This window comes from Stenotrophomonas sp. 82F1 (assembly GCF_056861525.1).
The window spans coordinates 46,271-62,497 of sequence record NZ_JBSPUD010000024.1 but is presented as its reverse complement, the minus strand read 5'-3'; the positions used below and the strand labels follow the sequence as shown (position 1 = coordinate 62,497).

The following is a 16,227-nucleotide window of genomic DNA, read 5'->3' as shown; positions in this document are numbered from 1 at the left end:
GCCCCCACAGGAACATTCCCATGACGAACTCCCCCACCGCTGGTACCCCCGGCGACGATACCCTGCGCCACCACTACCTGCGCATCGACGGCCAGCGCGTGCATTGCGTCTCCGCCGGCAGCGGCCGACCGGTGCTGTTGATCCCGGGCTGGCCGCAGACCTGGTACGCCTGGCGCCACGTGCTGCACGCACTGGCCGAGGCCGGTTTCGAAGCGATCGCGGTCGACCCGCCCGGCATCGGCGAATCCGATCGTCCCGCACACGGTTACGACACCGGCAGTGCCGCCGCGGTACTGCATCAGACCATGCAGGCCCTCGGCCACGAGCGCTACCAGGTGGTCGGCCATGACATCGGCATGTGGATCGCCTATGCACTGGCCAGCGACCAGCCGCAGGCGGTACAGCGCCTGGCCGTGACCGAAGCGGTGATTCCCGGGTTGGCGCCTGAGCCGGGCATCTTCGCCGCGCCGGCCGACAACATCTTCCTGTGGCACTTCATGTTCAACCAGGTGGCCGATCTGCCCGAAGCACTCATCAGCGGTCGCGAACGCGCCTACCTGGACTTCATGTTCGACCGCTGGTCGTACCGGCGCGATGCGGTGGCCAGCGAAACCTATATCGCTGCCTACAGCCGGCCCGGCGCGTTGCGTGCAGGGTTTGCCTGGTACCGCGCGATTCCGGAAACCATCCGCCAGAACCAGGTCCGCGCACAACGCCGGTTGACGATGCCGGTGCTGGCCATCGGCGCCGAACACGCCACCGGCAACGCCCCGATGCTGACCCTGCAGCCGCACGCCGATGATCTGCGCGGCAGCGTCGTGCCGGGCTGCGGCCACTTCATCATGGAAGAAGCACCGCACGCCTTCCTCGCCCAGCTGCTGCCCTTCCTGCAGGAGGCTGACCATGCCGCTTGAACCTGCGTTGCAGGCGTTCGTCGATGCGGTGGCGGCGCAACCGCTGCCGGACGATCTGCTGGAACTGCGCGCACTGAGCGAGCAAGCGCTGCCCACGCTGCAGGGTGCCACCGAGGCGGTATCGCATGTCGTGGAGCACGTCATCAGCGCGCGCGACGGCCATGCGCTGGTCGTGCGCCTGTACACGCCCGCGGCCATCAGCACGGACCCGCGCCCTGCCCTGTTGTTCGCCCACGGTGGTGGCTGGTTCCAGTGCTCGCTGGCGGTCTATGACGGCCCCTGCCGGGCCCTGGCCAATGCCAGCGGCCATGTCATCGCTGCCGTCGGTTATCGACTGGCGCCGGAGCATCCGTTCCCGACGCCGCTGCACGACGTCGCCGATGCCTGGCTGTGGCTGCAGGCCAATGCCGCAGACCTGGGTCTTGATCCAGCGCGCCTGCTCATCGGTGGTGACAGCGCGGGTGGCAATCTCGCCGCCGCGTGCTGCCTGTTGCTGCGCGATCAGGGACTGCCGCTGCCATCGCATCAACTGCTGCTGTACCCGGCACTGGACGCCACCATGTCCAGCAGCAGCTACCGCGAGTTCGCCGACGGCTACTACCTCAGCGCCGAACTGATGCAGCGCTGTTGGCAGGCCTATCTGGGCGACGGTGACCGCCGGCAGTCGCTGGCTTCGCCCCTGCACGCCCGCGATCTGCGCGGGCTGCCGGCGGCCACGGTACTGAGCTGTGAGTTCGACCCGCTGCGCGACGAAGCTGAACAGTACGCCGCGCAGCTGCGGGAGGCGGGCGTGGACTGCACGCTGGAGCGCCTGCCGGGAATGATCCACGCCTGCATCCACCTGCATGGCGTGTCGGCTGCGACCGACATCGCGATCCAGCGCGCGGCGGCCCTGCTGCCCTGAGCCAGGCCTGCAGCGGCGCAGATCACCTGCGCCGCTGTGGTCGGCCTGCCCCTTTGCAGCCGGCACCGGCCAGCGCTATGCTAGGGACGTCACGTGGCGCCAGCTCCGCTGCCCACGGGATGCAACACCCCCCATGGGGCCATAGCTCAGCTGGGAGAGCGCGTCGTTCGCAATGACGAGGTCAGGAGTTCGATCCTCCTTGGCTCCACCATATGAAAAACAGAAAGCCCCGGCACTGCCGGGGCTTTCTGTTTTGGCGAACCGCTCAGGCCGGGTCCTGCCCGCCGTCCTTGCGCACCGGTGCACGCGAATGCGCGTCACGTACCTTCTGGTCCTGCTGGCCAGGGCGCTGCTTGGCCACTTCATCCTGCTGCCGGTCCTGGCGACTTTCCTGCACGCCTTCGTGGGCGTTCGAGGTCTTCTTGTCGTGTTCGGTCATGAATCGCTCCCACAACGCCGGCAACAGGCCGGCGTGACGCCGACAACGCTAGCCGCGCCTGCGTGATGCGGTGGTCGGCTGCCTGCGAACAGCGCGTGCAGCCTTCGCACCGATGCAGCGCCGACGGCTTCCTGTACGCGGCATGCGTCCAGATCCAGGTCCGCGAAGCAGTCGCTCAATCCAGCTTCACCACCAGCTTGCCGAAGTTGCGCCCCTGCAGCAGGCCAAAAAAGGCTTCCGGTGCATTCTCAAGCCCCTGCACGACGTCTTCGCGGTACTGGATACGCCCATCGCGCAGCCACTGCGGCATGTCACGCTCGAAATCCGGCCACAGATGCTTGAAGTCGTGGACGATGAAGCCACGGACGGTCAGCCGCTGGCGCAGGATCTGGCTGAACAGCGCCGGCAGCCGATCCGGCCCAGGCTGCGCGACGCCGCGGGCGTTGTAGGTGGCGATGGTGCCGCACACCGGAATGCGCGCGAAATCGTTGAGCAACGGCAGCACGGCATCAAGAACATGCCCGCCTACGTTCTCGAAATACACGTCGATGCCATCCGGCACGGCAGCACGCAGCTTCCCGGCAAAATCGGAGGCGCGATGGTCCAGCGCCACATCCACGCCCAGTGTTTCCAGGTACGCCCGCTTGGCCTCGCCACCGGCGATGGCGACCACGCGCGCGCCCTGCAGCTTGGCCAACTGGGCCACGGTGGCACCGACCGGCCCACTTGCAGCGGCCACCACCAGGGTCTCACCGGGTTGCAGCTTGCCGATTTCGATCAGGCTGGAGTACGCGGTGAACCCCGGCATGCCGTAAACGCCCAATGCCGTGCTCAGCGGCAGCCCGGCCGGATCCAGGCGCCGGCTGATCGCATCGCCTGCCACCACGGCATGGGTCTGCCAACCACCCGGGGCCAGCACCAGGTCGCCCACCGCCAGGCCAGGCGCCTGCGACTGCAGCACTTCGGCCACGGTCTGGCCCTCCATCACCGCATCCACGGCCACCGGCGGTGCGTATGACGGGCCATCATCCATGCGACCGCGCATGTACGGATCCAGCGACAGGTAGCGGTTGCGCAGCAGCACCTGGCCGGGGCCCGGCGCCGGGAGGGGCACCTGTTCGAGGCGGAAATTGGCGGCGACCGGCGCACCTTGCGGACGCGAGGCAAGCACGATGCGGGTGGTTGAATCGGACATGTCCAATGGCTCTGCTGCGGGCAGCGTCGGGGAGGGAACCGCGACAGTACGCCGCGCCCTGCCCTCGTGGGCTCCATGAAAACAGCGTTCCATCGGCGCCTTCCCCACGCCGGCGGTGTATCGCTTGCCCCGTCAGCTTTGGCGTCAGCGGCGGGCCGCTGTTTTCCGCGTCCAGCATTTCCGGCCAAGCTGGCTCAACGCAGGATCAACCACTTGCACGGCCTTCCACCGGTCGCAGACACCAATGTGAAGGTTTTTTTCCAAAACGCTTGCCGAACCTGTCCTGCGTCCGTAATATGCGCGTCCTCGGCAGCGACATCGCTGCAACGAAACAAGTGGCCGAGTAGCTCAGTTGGTAGAGCAGGGGATTGAAAATCCCCGTGTCGGCGGTTCGATTCCGTCCTCGGCCACCACTTTCGAAGACCTGCAGAAATGCAGGTCTTTTTTTTCTACATGGCCGAGTAGCTCAGTTGGTAGAGCAGGGGATTGAAAATCCCCGTGTCGGCGGTTCGATTCCGTCCTCGGCCACCATGTTCCAAGACCTGCAGAGATGCAGGTCTTTTTTTGTCTGTGAGTTTCCGACCAAGCACCACGTGGATCGATCCTGCGCGGATGCGGCACGTGGGTTGACGAAACATTCACACCTCCGCGTGCCGGGCAACCTACGCTCCAGAGTCCTGCCCGGAGCCGACCCATGCATCTGCGCCCTGCCCTGCTCGCCTGCCTGCTGCTTTTCGCCGCACCGGCACTCGCTGCCGAGCCCGTGCGCGCCGTCAGCGAACTGGACATCGATCGCTACGCCGGCCAGTGGCACGAGATCGCCCATCTGCCGGTCTCGTTCCAGAAGCAGTGCGTCGGCGAGATCACCGCCAACTACGGGCTGCGCCGCGATGGTCGCATCAGCGTCACCAATGCCTGCCGCAAGGCCGATGGCGAGCGGGTTGTCGCCGAAGGCGTGGCGCGGCCCGTTGCGGGACAGCCTGGCCAACTGCAGGTGCGCTTCGTTCCCGACTGGCTGAGCTGGGTGCCGCTGGTCTGGGCCGACTACTGGGTGATCGCGCTGGACCCGGACTACCAGTGGGCGATGGTCGGTGAACCCGGCCACAAGTATCTGTGGATCCTCGCGCGCCTGCCGGAGATGGACCGCGCCCTGTTCGACCGGCTCAAGGCAAAGGCCGAAGCAATGGGCTACGACCTCGCACCGCTGCGCATGATGGCGCCCCTGCGCGACACCCCCGCCGATTGAGGCGCCGCCCAACCGGCGCACGCTACGTCCGCATTCCGGCATCGCGCACGCCTCGCGTGCATCTTCACGCGCTACCCTCTGTGGCCGGTCGCCGCAGGCGCCCTTTCCACCATACGCCGTAGTATGCTTATTCCACGCACCCCCTTCAGAGGACCTGCGCCCATGCTCCACCGCTTCCGTACCGTCTTGATCGTCCTGTGCACCCTGGCCTTGGCCGCTTGCGGCGATGGCATCGTCAAGCGTGTTTCGGAACCGGCCGCGAGCCTGCAGCAGCTGACCGTGCAGGCCAACGGCGACTGGACCGTCGCCCTGCGTCTGCAGAACTACAGTTCGATGCCGATGAGCTTCGACGACGTCGCGCTGGCCCTGACCATCGGCGACACCGAGGCAGGCCCCCTGTCCGCCAAGCCGGGCATCTCCATCGGCGGTGTCTCCGCCGATGTCATCAACGTCAACTTCAAGCCCAGCCCGGCTGCACGCCTGGTGATCGCCGACGCACTGGCCAGCAACCGCACCCTCGCCTACAGCCTGAAGGGCACGGTGTCGGCCACGCCGCAGGAAAAGAAGCAGCGCACCTTCGACATCAACAGCCGCAGCACGCTGAACCAGGCCCCGGGCCTGCCGGGCGTGCTGCGCTGATCTCCGCTTTCCGCCGCGACGCATCGCGCCGCTCCCCCTGTTACTGATCAAATCGAGACGCACCGATGAGCAGCTACACCGCCCCGCTTTCCGACCTTCGTTTCGGCCTGCACGATGTGCTGAAGGTCGAGCCGCTGTTCGCCCGCCTGGGCTTCAACGACGCCACCGCCGATGTCGTCGATGCCGTGCTGGAAGAAGCCGGCCGCTTCAGCGCCAGCGTACTGGCCCCGCTCAACAGCGTGGGCGACGAGATCGGCTGCGTGCTCGACCAGGCCAGCGGCGAAGTGACCACTCCGCCCGGCTTCAAGCAGGCCTACGACCAGTTCGTCGACGGCGGCTGGACCGGCCTGACCGCGTCGCCGGAACTGGGCGGCCAGGGCCTGCCGCACACCCTGGGCGTGCCGCTCAATGAAATGATCAACGCCGCCAACCTGGCCTGGGGCAACTTCCCGCTGCTGTCGCACGGCGCCATCGAAGCGCTGAAGCAGCACGGCGAAGCCTGGCAGCACGAGGCGTTCCTGAAGCCGCTGATCGAAGGCCGCTGGACCGGCACCATGTGCCTCACCGAACCGCATTGCGGCACCGACCTGGGCCTGCTGAAGACCAAGGCCGAGCCGAACGCCGATGGCAGCTATTCGATCACCGGCACCAAGATCTTCATCACCGCCGGCGAGCACGACCTGACCGGCAACATCGTGCACCTGGTGCTGGCCAAGCTGCCCGACGCTCCCCCGGGCGCCAAGGGCATCTCGCTGTTCGTCACCCCGAAGTTCAAGGTCGACCGCGACGGCAACGTTGGCGAGCGCAATGCGCTGCGCTGCGGCTCCATCGAACACAAGATGGGCATCAAGGGCTCGGTCACCTGCGTGATGAATTTCGATGGCGCCCAGGGCTACCTGGTCGGCCAGCCGCACAAGGGCCTGCAGGCGATGTTCACCATGATGAACACTGCTCGCCTGGGTGTCGGTCTGCAGGGCATCGGCCTGTCCGAGCGCGCCTACCAGAACGCGCTGAAGTACAGTCGTGAGCGCCTGCAGTCGCGCTCGCTCAGCGGCGCGAAGTTCCCGGACAAGCCGGCCGACCCGATCCTGGTGCATCCGGACGTGCGCCGCATGCTGCTGACCATCAAGTCGCTGGTGGAAGGCAGCCGCCTGCTGGCGCTGCACGCCGCCACCCTGATCGACGTCGCCCACCATGCAGACGATGCCGGCGAACGCGAGCGCGCCGACACCCTGGTGAGCTTCCTGACCCCGATCTCGAAGGCCTGCCAGACCGAATGGGGCATCGAGAACACCTACAACGCCCTGCAGTGCTTCGGCGGCCACGGCTACATCCGCGAGCACGGCATGGAACAGCTGGCCCGCGATGCCCGCATCACCACGCTGTATGAAGGCACCACCGGCATCCAGGCGCTGGACCTGATCGGCCGCAAGACCGCGTCCAGCCAGGGCGCTGGCCTGAAGCTGATGCTGGCCGAGATCGAAGCGTTCGCCAAGGCCAACGAGGGCAACGAAAGCCTGGCCGAGTTCATCGGCCCGCTGCGCGCCAAGGCCGCCGAGTGGGGCAAGCTGACGATGGACGTGCTGCAGCGTTCGGCCGCCAACCCGGACGAACTGGGTGCAGCCAGCTACGACTACCTGTTCTATTCGGGGTATGTGGTGCTGGCCTACTGGTGGGCCCGCAGCGTTGCCGCCGCCGATGCCAGCGCACACGGCGCAGCATTCGCCCAGGGCAAGCGCGAGACCGCGCGTTTCTACTTCGCCCGCGTGCTGCCGCGCACCCTCGGCCACGCCGCCGCCATCGAGGCGGGTGCCGCACCGCTGATGGCAATGGACGACGAACGCTTCGGCGCCTGAGCCGGGCCGCGGCCGGCACCCGAGGTAGTGCCGGCCGCTGGCCGGCACCTGCAACAGCTGGAGCAACAGCAACAGCTGGTTTCCTGCGGGATGGCGGGGTGGGTCCAATTGCGGGGGACGGCGCAAGTACGTCCCTGTAGCCTCGGCCGCGCCATCCATGGCGCTCACGCCCCCCGCAACCGGCCCCACCCCGCCTTCGACAATTCCCCGCGGCTGTTGGTAGGTGTCGACCTTGGTCGACACGCAAATCCACGCCATGCGTGGATGGAACCCCCCGAAATCCATCTGGAGAAAAGCCCCCTTTTGTTAAAGGGGGCGCGCCAACGGCGCGGGGATTAGGTGGAATGCGCGGACCTGAATGTTGACGATTTGTGTATCGCCCAGCGGGCGATACACAAATCGTCAACATTCAGGTATAAGCTGTTTTCCCGATGGAGACAGACACTACACGCTTGGGTCTGATCGAAGCCGGAGCTCCGTTTTCTGCTCCGGGCGCCGAAGCATCGCCCAACGCCACGACGCTGCATCGCCCCGGCACGGTCCGGTTGCTCTCACTTGATGGCCACGGGCGGGTCCTGGATTGGATCACCTGGCAGGACGCCGCCTGCCTCTACGCCCGCGATGCCGTCGCCTGGACGCTCGGCGACCCCTGCCTGCACATCCACGGTGGGACCAATCGTCGCAGTGGCATGCAGAGCGGGATGGACCTGCACCCGATCATCGCCGCGCGCGGCCATGCCCGCTCACGTGCGCTGGACCCGACGCCGAACCTGACCAACCCGGCCCTGTTCGCCCGCGATGCCCATCTCTGTCTTTACTGTGGCCAGCAGTTCGGCCGCCCCACCCTCACCCGCGACCACGTCATGCCCTTGTCCAAAGGCGGCCTGGATACCTGGGAAAACGTCGTCACCGCTTGCTTCCACTGCAATTCGCGCAAGAGCGACCGCACCCCGCAACAAGCCGGCATGCCACTGCTGGCGGTGCCCTACCGGCCGAGTTGGATCGAGCACCTGATCCTGTCCAACCGCAACATCCTGGCCGACCAGATGGCATTCCTGAGGGCCCAGCTGCCCAAGCGCTCCAAGCTCTGCACCTGAACACCTGAAATTGCAACCCTCACCGTCCTGTCACGGACGGCGGCGTTTGCTTGCCCCACCCCCGTTTGAGGGCGAAAATGGGCGTTCAGAACAAGTGCGAACATGATGATCGACTCTGCCCGCTATCCCCGCCTCGCGCGCATCCAGACACCGGATGACCTGCGCACGTTCGACGAATCCGAACTGACGGCGGTTGCCGATGAACTGCGTGCCTACCTGATCGAATCGGTGGGCAAAAGCGGCGGCCATTTCGCCGCCGGCCTGGGCGTGATCGAGCTCACCGTGGCCCTGCACTACCTGTACCAGACCCCGGTCGACCAGCTGGTCTGGGACGTCGGCCACCAGACGTATCCGCACAAGATCCTGACCGGTCGCCGCGACGAGATCCACACCGTCAAGCAGAAGGACGGCGTCGCGCCGTTCCCCAAGCGCGAAGAGAGCGAATACGACACCTTTGGCGTCGGCCACTCCTCGACCTCGATCTCGGCAGCGCTGGGCATGGCCATCGCGCGCCAGACCGAAGGTGACGACCGCAAGGTCGTGGCCGTGATCGGCGACGGCGCGATGACCGCCGGCATGGCGTTCGAAGCGCTGATGCACGCCGGCGGCATGGAACCGGAACCGAACCTGCTGGTGATCCTCAACGACAACAACATGTCGATCTCCGAGGCAGTGGGCGGGCTGACCAAGATGCTCGGCCGCGCCACCGGCAGCCGCACGCTCAATGCGCTGCGCGAAGGCGGCAAGAAGATCCTCGGTGACAAGAAGAACAACCCGGCCCGTTTCGTGAAGCGCTGGGAGGAACACTGGAAGGGCATGTTCGTGCCGTCCACGATGTTCGAGGAGATGGGCTTCCATTACACCGGCCCGATCGACGGCCATGACCTGCCGGCGCTGCTGTCCGCGCTGAAGACGCTGCGCGCCTCCAAGGGCCCGAAGCTGCTGCATGTCATGACCACCAAGGGCAAGGGCTACGAGCCGGCCGAAGGTGACCAGATCGGTTACCACGCGGTGGGCCCGTTCGATCCGGACAAGGGCCTGGTGGCCAAGACCGGCGCGAAGAAACCGACCTATACCGATGTGTTTGGCGACTGGCTGTGTGACGCCGCCGCGGCCGAGCCGCGCCTGTATGGCATCACCCCGGCGATGCGCGAAGGCTCGGGCCTGGTGCGCTTCAGCCGGGAATATCCGCAGCGTTATTTCGATGTGGCCATCGCCGAGCAGCACGCGGTGACCCTGGCCGCCGGCATGGCCACCCAGGGCGGCAAGCCGGTGGTGGCGATCTATTCCACGTTCCTGCAGCGCGCGTACGACCAGCTGGTGCACGACGTGGCCATCCAGGACCTGGATGTGCTGTTCGCGATCGATCGCGCCGGCGTCGTCGGCCCGGATGGTGCAACCCACGCCGGCAACCTCGACCTCAGTTTCCTGCGCTGCGTGCCGAACATGGTGGTGATGGCTCCGTCCAACGAAGCCGAGTGCCGGCAGATGCTCAGTACCGGCCTGCAGCACCCCGGCCCGGCTGCGGTGCGCTACCCGCGCGGCAGCGGTACCGGCGTGGATGCCGGCAGCGATCTGTCGACCCTGCCGATCGGCAAGGGCGAGCTCCGCCTGCAGGGCAACCGCGTCGCCCTGCTCGCCTTCGGCAGCACCGTCGCCGCCGCTGAACAGGTGGGTCGCGAACTGGGTTTGAGCGTGGTCAACATGCGTTTCGTCAAGCCACTGGATCGCGAACTGGTGCTGGCCATGGCCAACCAGCACGACGCACTGGTGACGATCGAAGACAACGTGGTGGCCGGCGGCGCCGGTTCGGCCGTGGCCGAACTGCTCAATGCCGAGGACGTGCTGCGCCCGATCCTGCACCTGGGCCTGCCCGATGCCTTCCAGCATCATGCCAGCCGCGAGGACCTGCTGGCCGAGGCCGGCATCGATGCCGCCGGCATCCGTGCAGCCCTGCTCAAGCGCTGGCCGCAATTGGCAGCCGGTAACCCGCCGCTGAGCGCGGCGGGCTGAGCGTCGCCGGGGTTATGGGGCCACGTCATGCGTGGCTCCCCAGGCCCCTCATCCACGCATGGCGTGGATCTACCAAGGCACTGGTGGCGCAGAGATACATCCACGCATGGCGTGGATCTACCAGGGTAAAAGTAGATCCACGCCATGCGTGGATGCCGCAGACCCTGCCGGCGATCGGCGCTCTCAGCCGTAGCTGATCGCTTCGACAAAAGCACCGCTGGACTCCACCCGCACCGAGGCGCGCTGGCCGGTGTCGGTGAAATGCAGGCGGGCCAGGGTTTCGGCGAAATCGAAGGCACGGACGCCATCACGGAACTCGATCGGTTCCGGCTTGTCCGGGTGCAGCACGCGCCATTGGCGCTGCTCACATTGCAGTCGGATCAACATGCGTTGCTCACTCCTTGAACAGCGTATCGACGACGAGAGAATGACCGCACCGGGCGCGACAGGGATGGCCAGTGCGAACCGGGACGCGCAAGGCGTCCCGGGAGTCGACAATACGAGGAAAGAAGTGTGATCGCTATCAGATTTCTCTGATCTTGAGCCGATTGCGTCGGCCGCTCAGTTCACCTGGAACTGGGCCCTGCAGCCATTGCTGACCCAGATGCCACGACGGTCCCAGCCCCAGCTCTGGCCTTCGATGCAGGCGCTGCGCGATTCCTGTCGTACCAGGCGCACGCCGCGACGAACCTGCGCATCACAGTACTGCTGGCGCCGGTCATTGGAATGGCAGGCAATCACCTGGCCGCCACCACCCCACTGGCTTCCGCCCCAGCCGTTGCCGCCACCGCCGCCCCAACCACCGCCGCCACCGCCCGGCCGCCGGTACTCACCGACGAATTCGGCGCGGCAGCCCTGGGTAACCCAGACACCGTAACGGGACTGGCCCCAGGTCTCACCTTCCACGCAGGGGGAGCCGGACAACTGGCGGATCATGCGCGCGCGCCCTTCCAGCCGGCACTCATTACTACGGTTCTTGATCGATTCACAGCGCACGATGCCATTGCCGCCACGATCATCGTAGCGATCGTCGTAGCCATAGTTCTGCGCCTGCGCTCCGCCAGCGGCAGCCATCATCGGCAACAGGGTGCACGCCACGGTGCGCCAAGTGAGTCCCTTGCCCATCCCTCGTCTCCAGGTGAATACGGTGGAGGCAAGCATCGGGGATTCTCGGCGTGGCGCACAGAGGGAGCTGCGACGGCGGTTTTTCCCCCATTCAACCAACCCAACCGCAACTGACTGCGGCTGCGCCGGCTCAGCGGCCGAAGTGCAGCGCGTCGACCGCGGTGCCCAGGGCTTCCACGCGCACGGTGCTGTGCTGGCCGGTACGGCAGTGATGTTCGCTGGCCCGCGAGGCAGCGGCGTCGAAGGCGGCCGCGCCGGTGCTGAACACTTCGGTCGCGCGCGTCTGCGGATCCAGCACGGACCACCGCTGGGCATTGCATTGGACAGTGATGACCATCGTAGGCTCCTGCGTTTCTGGGAAATCCGGGACCGGCGCAAGGCCGATCTCCGATGCCCGACCAGCCTAGCCAGCGCCCCGGGGAAGACCTATCGGATTTATCCGAAAACTCCCTACCGGCACCTCAGAAAGCGCCGCCCATCACATCCCTGAGGCCATTTAGGAAATCCATTCCGTGACCCTTGTCACGAAGTCAGCCGCGCTTCACACTACCGTCATCAACAGGGGCCCCTTCCACATGCGCACCTCGCTTCCACTGCAGCGTTCGACGCTGCTGAAGTTCTATTTCGCCGCCAGCTACGTGGTTCTGATCGAGGAACTGGTCCGCGCGTCGCTGAGTTGAGGCTTGGCCAGCGAGGCTTGCCGCCGCTGCGGGGACCGCACAGACTATCGGTTTACGGTACGGAGCCGCACCCATGAAAGTCCTGTTCCTGATCCCGCTGCTGGCCTTGGCCGCCTGTGCCAGCCCGGAAAGACCGGTCACCCGTGACGCCGCCACACCCGTGGTCGGTGGCGACCGCGATGCGCACGGATGTATCGGTTCGGCCGGCTATCAGTGGTGCGAGCACAGCCAGCGCTGCGAGCGCCCGTGGGAACTGGCGCAAGCACAGGGCCTGGCCAACACCGCCGAAGCGATCGACGCCTACTGCGCCACCCCGGCAACGCCGGCGCGCAGGTAACGGATGCCGCCAATGACCGATCTGTCCCCGCTGCCGGCGCTGGCACCCGGCCGCTACCGCCACTTCAAAGGTGGCGAGTACGAGGTGATCGACATCGTCCGCAGCAGTGAAACGCTGCAGCCGATGGTGCTCTATCGCGCGCTGTACGGCGAAGGCGGACTGTGGGTGCGTCCCTATCCGATGTTCATTGAACAGGTGCCCGGCGAGCACGGCCCACAGCCACGCTTCGCCCGCATCGGCGACTGAACGGCGCGGCTCACGCTGCGCGCACGGCATCCCCGCGCATGCTGGAGCCCCCTGCGAGACGGAACCCGCATGCGCCACACCCTGTTGATCGCCCTGTCGCTGGCCAGCACCCCGGTGCTGGCCGCAGAACTTCCCAGCTTCGACCGTCCCGGCATCGGCTTCGGCACCGACACAGTGCCGCGTGGCGGCCTTGCCGTCGAAGTCGGCCTGCCCAGCTATCAACGTGATCGTGATCGCGACGGCCTGCGTACGACATCGCTGTCCAGCGACCTGCTGTTGCGCACGGGCCTCGCACCGGGCTGGGAACTGCAGCTGGCGTCCACACCGTGGCAGCGCCAACGCGAACGTGGCCCTGACATGCCGCGCACGCAGCAACGTGGCGCCGGCGACAGCACGGTCGGAGTGAAATGGGCCGGTCCCGGCAGTACCGAGCGCACGGCCTGGGCGCTGCTGGCCAGCGGAGTGATCGCGCGTGGCGATGCCGCCTTCAGCGACGGCCGCCAGTACGCGCTGGCCGCCAGCGTCGAGCACACCTTCAACGAGCGCTGGAGCGGTGCGCTGTATGGCAGTCACCAGCGCGGCGCGGGCCAGCGCAGCACGACCTGGTCGCCAAGCCTCGCGTTGAGCGTGACCGATCGGCTGGGTACCTACATCGAAGCCGGCTTCACCCACGCCAGGCAGCAACCCGACCAGGCCATCGCCGGCGCAGGCCTGACCTGGATGCTGCGGCCGAACGTGCAGCTGGACGCCTCTTTCGATCTGGGCCTCAATCGCAACAGCCCCGACCTGCAGCTCGGCACCGGCATCGCGTTCTATCTGCAGTGAGCTGCTGAACTGATCGTGCGCGTCGGGCGCATCGCCCCCGCGCTACAATCATACCGTCCAGTCGGTTTTGTTCCCCCATGCCAGAATCCCCTCCCCGCTCCCGCCGCAAGGCGCCCGACAGCGTGCGCCAGGCGCTGCTGCACGCGACCGCCCACACCATCGGCCAGAATGGACTGGCGGCCCTTACCGTGCAGGACGTCGCCGACGCGGCCGGTGTCAGCAAGGGCGCGCTGTTCCATCATTTCAGCAGCAAGCAGGACCTGGTCGAGGCAACGCTGACCTCGCTGATCGCCGACTTCGAGGACAGAGTGCGCGAGGTGCTGCGACAGTCCCCGCCCCGCCATGGCGGCTTCAGCCGTGCCTATGTGCAGGTCAATTTCGAACATCTGCTGCAGCAGGAGCAGATCAACGATATCGGGCTCACCATGGGCAACATGCTGGAGCCAGCGCTGCTGGTCCACTGGCGCACGTGGATGCGCGGCATGCTGGCCGAGTTTCCGGCTGAAGCCTGCGATCCGCGCCTGTACGCTGCGCGTTGCGTTGCCGATGGCTACTGGGCCACCGCCTACGGGCGGCCCTTGGACGAAACCGAACGCCAGAATGCCCAGGCCATGGCCCTGGAGGCACTGAAGCTGTGCGAACCGGCATGAACGGGAAACTGCGATGAACCCCTATGTCTACCTGGCCGGCGCGATCGTGCTGGAAGTGATCGCCACCTCCCTGCTCAAGGCATCCGAAGGCATGACCCGCCTCGGTCCGACGCTGGGCGCGCTCGCCGGTTACGGTGTGTGCTTCTACCTGCTGTCGCTGACGATGAAGTCGATCCCCACCGGCATTGCCTATGCCATCTGGTCCGGCGTCGGCATCGTGCTGATCTCGCTGATCGGCCTGCTGGTATTCAAGCAGCGCCTGGATGCACCGGCACTGATCGGCATCGGCCTGATCTGTGCCGGCGTGCTGGTCATCAACCTGTTCTCGCACAGCAGCGCGCATTGAGCGCGCCGCTGTACGAACTGGCGGGCTAGGCGACCTTCTTCGCGACGGTCATGCCGAGCACGAAAAGTACGACGGCGATGATGATGCCGGCCCAGAACAGGAACTTGGCGATGCCCACCGCAGCGCCGGCAATACCGCCGAAACCCAGCGCGCCGGCGATCAGGCCGATGATGGCGAAAATGATGGCCCACTTGATCATGTCGATCCTCTCCCTGGCGGGAATACTGAAGGTGCGATCAGGTTAGGCAGGCCGCGATGCCACACACGTGAACAGGTCGCAGGCGCGGCGTGAAACGATCCGGCTCAGCGCGGCCGGAAGCGCAGCAGCGCCACTGCGAAGGCGAGAAACACGCTGCCGACCAGGCGTTCGAACCAGCGTTGCGCAAAGGGCTTTGCCAGCCAACGGCGCAGCCCATGTCCACCCGCCGCGTACATCACGTACCAGAACAGTTCGCAGGTAGCGAAGGTGGCCACCAGCACCGTGTACTGCACGGCCTGGCCACGCGCCGGGTCGACGAACTGCGGCAGGAACGCCGCGGCGAACAGCAGCAGCTTGGGATTGCTCAGCCCCACCAGCAGGCCACCACGGAACACGGCCCAGGCACCATGCACCGGCGCCAGCGCTGCATCGACGTCTGTCGCCACCGGCGCCTGCCGGCAGCTGTCCCGCCAGGCCTTGATGCCCAACCAGGCCAGGTAGGCCACACCCAGATAACGCAGCACATCGAACAGCATCGGCGACGAGCGCAGCACCGCGCTCAGGCCAGCCGCGGACGCCGCAAGCACCAGCAGCATCGCCAGCAGGCAACCGGCCATGGCGGGCACGCTGCGACGGAAGCCCAGGCCGACACTGCGCCCGAGGATGTGCAGCATGTTCGGACCCGGCGTGCCGCACAGCACGAACACCGTCGCCAGGAACCACCACCAGGTATGCAGGGCCATCACTTCGTCCACCGGAATAATCCCTGCAAGGATAGTGCGCAGCGGCTGTCCCCACCATGCACAGTCCCGGGTCGAATCGACGGTTACAGCTGCGGCGGCTCAGCCGCTGGCAACGCGTGACGCACGCAGTTCGGCCATCGCGATGCGCAGCACCCGCAGCGCCGAGCGCAGGAACACGACCAGCAGTGCGACCGCGACCAGCAGGTCCGGCCAACCGGCACCGAACAGCGCCACCAGACCCGCCGCCAGCACCACCGAAATGCCCTCGAAGATATCGTTGCGTGCGCATTCCCAGGCCGATGCCAGGTTCACGTCGTCATTGCGATAGGGCGTCAGCAGCCACAGGCAGAAACCGTTCGCGGCCAGGTTCAGCAGCGCGGCCAGGCCCATGCTTTCGAACAGGGGAACCTGCGGATGCGCCAGCCGCCATCCGATCTGTACCGCCACTGCCACCGCTGCCGCCAGGATCAGCACGCCCTTGAACAGCGCAACCCGCGCCTTGGCCGCCACGCCGGCACCCACCACCAGCAGGCTCAGCAGGTAGGTAGCGGCGTCTCCCAGGTTGTCCAGCGCACCGGAGAGCAGCGCGGACGAGTGGCTGTACCACGACGCGCCGACCATCATCAGGAACGTCGCCAGGTTGATCAGCAGCACGATCCACAGCACCCGCCGGTGGCGCGCCTGCATGGCTGCCACATCCAGCGTCTTGCCGCAGCCACAGCATTCGCCCATCGCCCTGTCCTCTGCCTGTCGTACCCCATTATCACGCTGAT

The 16,227-nt window shown here is 66.5% G+C and carries 20 protein-coding genes and 3 tRNA genes; 15 read left to right on the top strand and 8 right to left on the bottom strand.

Going from position 1 to position 16,227, the window contains the following annotated elements:
- Positions 1 to 20 precede the first annotated feature (20 nt).
- The 3 genes from AC13GI_RS18820 (at position 21) to AC13GI_RS18810 (ending at position 2,029) form a co-directional block, all read left to right on the top strand.
- Positions 21 to 914 (top strand): alpha/beta fold hydrolase, encoded by an 894-nt coding sequence (locus tag AC13GI_RS18820; protein ID WP_099819091.1) that lies wholly within the window; start codon positions 21 to 23, stop codon positions 912 to 914.
- Positions 904 to 1,818 carry an alpha/beta hydrolase gene (locus tag AC13GI_RS18815; protein ID WP_380654392.1) on the top strand — a complete coding sequence of 305 codons (915 nt, stop codon included), beginning with the start codon at positions 904 to 906 and terminating at the stop codon, positions 1,816 to 1,818. Before AC13GI_RS18820 ends, AC13GI_RS18815 begins: the two co-directional genes overlap by 11 nt.
- 135 nt (positions 1,819 to 1,953) lie before the next feature.
- Positions 1,954 to 2,029, top strand: a tRNA-Ala gene (locus tag AC13GI_RS18810).
- 54 nt (positions 2,030 to 2,083) lie between these two features.
- On the opposite strand, the gene AC13GI_RS18805 is transcribed toward AC13GI_RS18810, so the two are convergent.
- The gene (locus tag AC13GI_RS18805) at positions 2,084 to 2,257 is read right to left on the bottom strand and encodes a hypothetical protein (protein WP_165787239.1); all 174 of its coding nucleotides are present in this window, start codon (positions 2,255 to 2,257) and stop codon (positions 2,084 to 2,086) included.
- A 175-nt stretch (positions 2,258 to 2,432) separates the two neighbouring features.
- Positions 2,433 to 3,452, bottom strand: a complete 1,020-nt coding sequence (locus tag AC13GI_RS18800) for an NADP-dependent oxidoreductase (protein WP_482997026.1) — start codon at positions 3,450 to 3,452, stop codon at positions 2,433 to 2,435.
- 337 nt (positions 3,453 to 3,789) lie between these two features.
- On the opposite strand from AC13GI_RS18800, the gene AC13GI_RS18795 reads away from it, so the two are divergent.
- From AC13GI_RS18795 to dxs, 7 genes are all read left to right on the top strand, one after another.
- Positions 3,790 to 3,865 (top strand) — tRNA-Phe (locus AC13GI_RS18795).
- 42 nt (positions 3,866 to 3,907) lie between these two features.
- A tRNA-Phe gene (locus tag AC13GI_RS18790) sits at positions 3,908 to 3,983 on the top strand.
- A gap of 163 nt (positions 3,984 to 4,146) precedes the next feature.
- A complete protein-coding gene (locus AC13GI_RS18785; protein WP_099819088.1) occupies positions 4,147 to 4,698 on the top strand; it encodes a lipocalin family protein in 552 nt (183 codons plus the stop codon).
- 162 nt (positions 4,699 to 4,860) lie between these two features.
- Complete coding sequence (locus AC13GI_RS18780; protein WP_089236264.1) at positions 4,861 to 5,337, top strand: LEA/WHy family protein; 477 nt, start codon at positions 4,861 to 4,863, stop codon at positions 5,335 to 5,337.
- A 65-nt stretch (positions 5,338 to 5,402) separates the two neighbouring features.
- Positions 5,403 to 7,193 carry an acyl-CoA dehydrogenase C-terminal domain-containing protein gene (locus tag AC13GI_RS18775; RefSeq protein WP_482997025.1) on the top strand — a complete coding sequence of 597 codons (1,791 nt, stop codon included), beginning with the start codon at positions 5,403 to 5,405 and terminating at the stop codon, positions 7,191 to 7,193.
- A gap of 431 nt (positions 7,194 to 7,624) precedes the next feature.
- Positions 7,625 to 8,290 carry an HNH endonuclease gene (locus AC13GI_RS18770; RefSeq protein WP_025876340.1) on the top strand — a complete coding sequence of 222 codons (666 nt, stop codon included), beginning with the start codon at positions 7,625 to 7,627 and terminating at the stop codon, positions 8,288 to 8,290.
- 105 nt (positions 8,291 to 8,395) lie between these two features.
- On the top strand, positions 8,396 to 10,303 hold the full coding sequence (gene dxs / locus AC13GI_RS18765) for a 1-deoxy-D-xylulose-5-phosphate synthase (protein ID WP_099819123.1): 1,908 nt from the start codon (positions 8,396 to 8,398) through the stop codon (positions 10,301 to 10,303).
- A gap of 183 nt (positions 10,304 to 10,486) precedes the next feature.
- Here the strand turns inward: dxs and AC13GI_RS18760 are convergent, their stop codons facing one another.
- The 3 genes from AC13GI_RS18760 to AC13GI_RS18750 all read right to left on the bottom strand — a co-directional run bounded on the left by AC13GI_RS18760 (position 10,487) and on the right by AC13GI_RS18750 (position 11,765).
- On the bottom strand, positions 10,487 to 10,690 hold the full coding sequence (locus AC13GI_RS18760; RefSeq protein WP_032978640.1) for a hypothetical protein: 204 nt from the start codon (positions 10,688 to 10,690) through the stop codon (positions 10,487 to 10,489).
- Positions 10,691 to 10,864: 174 nt separating this feature from the next.
- Positions 10,865 to 11,428, bottom strand: a complete 564-nt coding sequence (locus tag AC13GI_RS18755; protein ID WP_099819085.1) for a DUF3011 domain-containing protein — start codon at positions 11,426 to 11,428, stop codon at positions 10,865 to 10,867.
- A gap of 130 nt (positions 11,429 to 11,558) precedes the next feature.
- Positions 11,559 to 11,765 carry a hypothetical protein gene (locus AC13GI_RS18750; protein ID WP_380654382.1) on the bottom strand — a complete coding sequence of 69 codons (207 nt, stop codon included), beginning with the start codon at positions 11,763 to 11,765 and terminating at the stop codon, positions 11,559 to 11,561.
- 416 nt (positions 11,766 to 12,181) lie between these two features.
- Between AC13GI_RS18750 and AC13GI_RS18745 the strand changes: the two genes are divergently transcribed.
- From AC13GI_RS18745 to AC13GI_RS18725, 5 genes are all read left to right on the top strand, one after another.
- Positions 12,182 to 12,445 carry a hypothetical protein gene (locus tag AC13GI_RS18745; RefSeq protein WP_482997024.1) on the top strand — a complete coding sequence of 88 codons (264 nt, stop codon included), beginning with the start codon at positions 12,182 to 12,184 and terminating at the stop codon, positions 12,443 to 12,445.
- A gap of 12 nt (positions 12,446 to 12,457) precedes the next feature.
- The gene (locus AC13GI_RS18740) at positions 12,458 to 12,691 is read left to right on the top strand and encodes a DUF1653 domain-containing protein (protein WP_099819082.1); all 234 of its coding nucleotides are present in this window, start codon (positions 12,458 to 12,460) and stop codon (positions 12,689 to 12,691) included.
- 69 nt (positions 12,692 to 12,760) lie between these two features.
- A complete protein-coding gene (locus AC13GI_RS18735; RefSeq protein WP_375069924.1) occupies positions 12,761 to 13,516 on the top strand; it encodes a transporter in 756 nt (251 codons plus the stop codon).
- Between the two features lie 77 nt (positions 13,517 to 13,593).
- On the top strand, positions 13,594 to 14,166 hold the full coding sequence (locus tag AC13GI_RS18730) for a TetR/AcrR family transcriptional regulator (protein WP_099819080.1): 573 nt from the start codon (positions 13,594 to 13,596) through the stop codon (positions 14,164 to 14,166).
- Positions 14,167 to 14,179: 13 nt separating this feature from the next.
- A complete protein-coding gene (locus AC13GI_RS18725) occupies positions 14,180 to 14,512 on the top strand; it encodes an SMR family transporter (protein WP_025876322.1) in 333 nt (110 codons plus the stop codon).
- A gap of 25 nt (positions 14,513 to 14,537) precedes the next feature.
- Here the strand turns inward: AC13GI_RS18725 and AC13GI_RS18720 are convergent, their stop codons facing one another.
- The 3 genes from AC13GI_RS18720 to AC13GI_RS18710 form a co-directional block, all read right to left on the bottom strand.
- A complete protein-coding gene (locus tag AC13GI_RS18720) occupies positions 14,538 to 14,711 on the bottom strand; it encodes a DUF1328 domain-containing protein (RefSeq protein ID WP_025876319.1) in 174 nt (57 codons plus the stop codon).
- A gap of 104 nt (positions 14,712 to 14,815) precedes the next feature.
- Positions 14,816 to 15,454, bottom strand: coding sequence for a LysE family translocator (locus tag AC13GI_RS18715; RefSeq protein WP_099819122.1), 639 nt, complete (start codon positions 15,452 to 15,454; stop codon positions 14,816 to 14,818).
- Positions 15,455 to 15,553: 99 nt separating this feature from the next.
- Positions 15,554 to 16,186, bottom strand: a complete 633-nt coding sequence (locus AC13GI_RS18710) for a cation efflux transmembrane domain-containing protein (RefSeq protein ID WP_099819079.1) — start codon at positions 16,184 to 16,186, stop codon at positions 15,554 to 15,556.
- Between the last annotated feature and the right edge of the window lie 41 nt (positions 16,187 to 16,227).

Excerpts from the sequence above, each read along its gene's own strand:
- AC13GI_RS18710 (WP_099819079.1), bottom strand. The coding sequence starts at position 16,186 with ATGGGCGAATGCTGTGGCTGCGGCAAGACGCTGGATGTGGCAGCCATG.
- AC13GI_RS18800 (WP_482997026.1), bottom strand. The coding sequence starts at position 3,452 with ATGTCCGATTCAACCACCCGCATCGTGCTTGCCTCGCGTCCGCAAGGT.
- dxs (WP_099819123.1), top strand. The coding sequence starts at position 8,396 with ATGATCGACTCTGCCCGCTATCCCCGCCTCGCGCGCATCCAGACACCG.
- AC13GI_RS18715 (WP_099819122.1), bottom strand. The coding sequence starts at position 15,454 with ATGGCCCTGCATACCTGGTGGTGGTTCCTGGCGACGGTGTTCGTGCTG.
- AC13GI_RS18730 (WP_099819080.1), top strand. The coding sequence starts at position 13,594 with ATGCCAGAATCCCCTCCCCGCTCCCGCCGCAAGGCGCCCGACAGCGTG.
- AC13GI_RS18735 (WP_375069924.1), top strand. The coding sequence starts at position 12,761 with ATGCGCCACACCCTGTTGATCGCCCTGTCGCTGGCCAGCACCCCGGTG.
- AC13GI_RS18760 (WP_032978640.1), bottom strand. The coding sequence starts at position 10,690 with ATGTTGATCCGACTGCAATGTGAGCAGCGCCAATGGCGCGTGCTGCAC.
- AC13GI_RS18755 (WP_099819085.1), bottom strand. The coding sequence starts at position 11,428 with ATGGGCAAGGGACTCACTTGGCGCACCGTGGCGTGCACCCTGTTGCCG.
- AC13GI_RS18775 (WP_482997025.1), top strand. The coding sequence starts at position 5,403 with ATGAGCAGCTACACCGCCCCGCTTTCCGACCTTCGTTTCGGCCTGCAC.
- AC13GI_RS18720 (WP_025876319.1), bottom strand. The coding sequence starts at position 14,711 with ATGATCAAGTGGGCCATCATTTTCGCCATCATCGGCCTGATCGCCGGC.
- AC13GI_RS18820 (WP_099819091.1), top strand. The coding sequence starts at position 21 with ATGACGAACTCCCCCACCGCTGGTACCCCCGGCGACGATACCCTGCGC.
- AC13GI_RS18725 (WP_025876322.1), top strand. The coding sequence starts at position 14,180 with ATGAACCCCTATGTCTACCTGGCCGGCGCGATCGTGCTGGAAGTGATC.
- AC13GI_RS18815 (WP_380654392.1), top strand. The coding sequence starts at position 904 with ATGCCGCTTGAACCTGCGTTGCAGGCGTTCGTCGATGCGGTGGCGGCG.
- AC13GI_RS18780 (WP_089236264.1), top strand. The coding sequence starts at position 4,861 with ATGCTCCACCGCTTCCGTACCGTCTTGATCGTCCTGTGCACCCTGGCC.
- AC13GI_RS18750 (WP_380654382.1), bottom strand. The coding sequence starts at position 11,765 with ATGGTCATCACTGTCCAATGCAATGCCCAGCGGTGGTCCGTGCTGGAT.
- AC13GI_RS18805 (WP_165787239.1), bottom strand. The coding sequence starts at position 2,257 with ATGACCGAACACGACAAGAAGACCTCGAACGCCCACGAAGGCGTGCAG.
- AC13GI_RS18770 (WP_025876340.1), top strand. The coding sequence starts at position 7,625 with ATGGAGACAGACACTACACGCTTGGGTCTGATCGAAGCCGGAGCTCCG.
- AC13GI_RS18740 (WP_099819082.1), top strand. The coding sequence starts at position 12,458 with ATGACCGATCTGTCCCCGCTGCCGGCGCTGGCACCCGGCCGCTACCGC.
- AC13GI_RS18785 (WP_099819088.1), top strand. The coding sequence starts at position 4,147 with ATGCATCTGCGCCCTGCCCTGCTCGCCTGCCTGCTGCTTTTCGCCGCA.
- AC13GI_RS18745 (WP_482997024.1), top strand. The coding sequence starts at position 12,182 with ATGAAAGTCCTGTTCCTGATCCCGCTGCTGGCCTTGGCCGCCTGTGCC.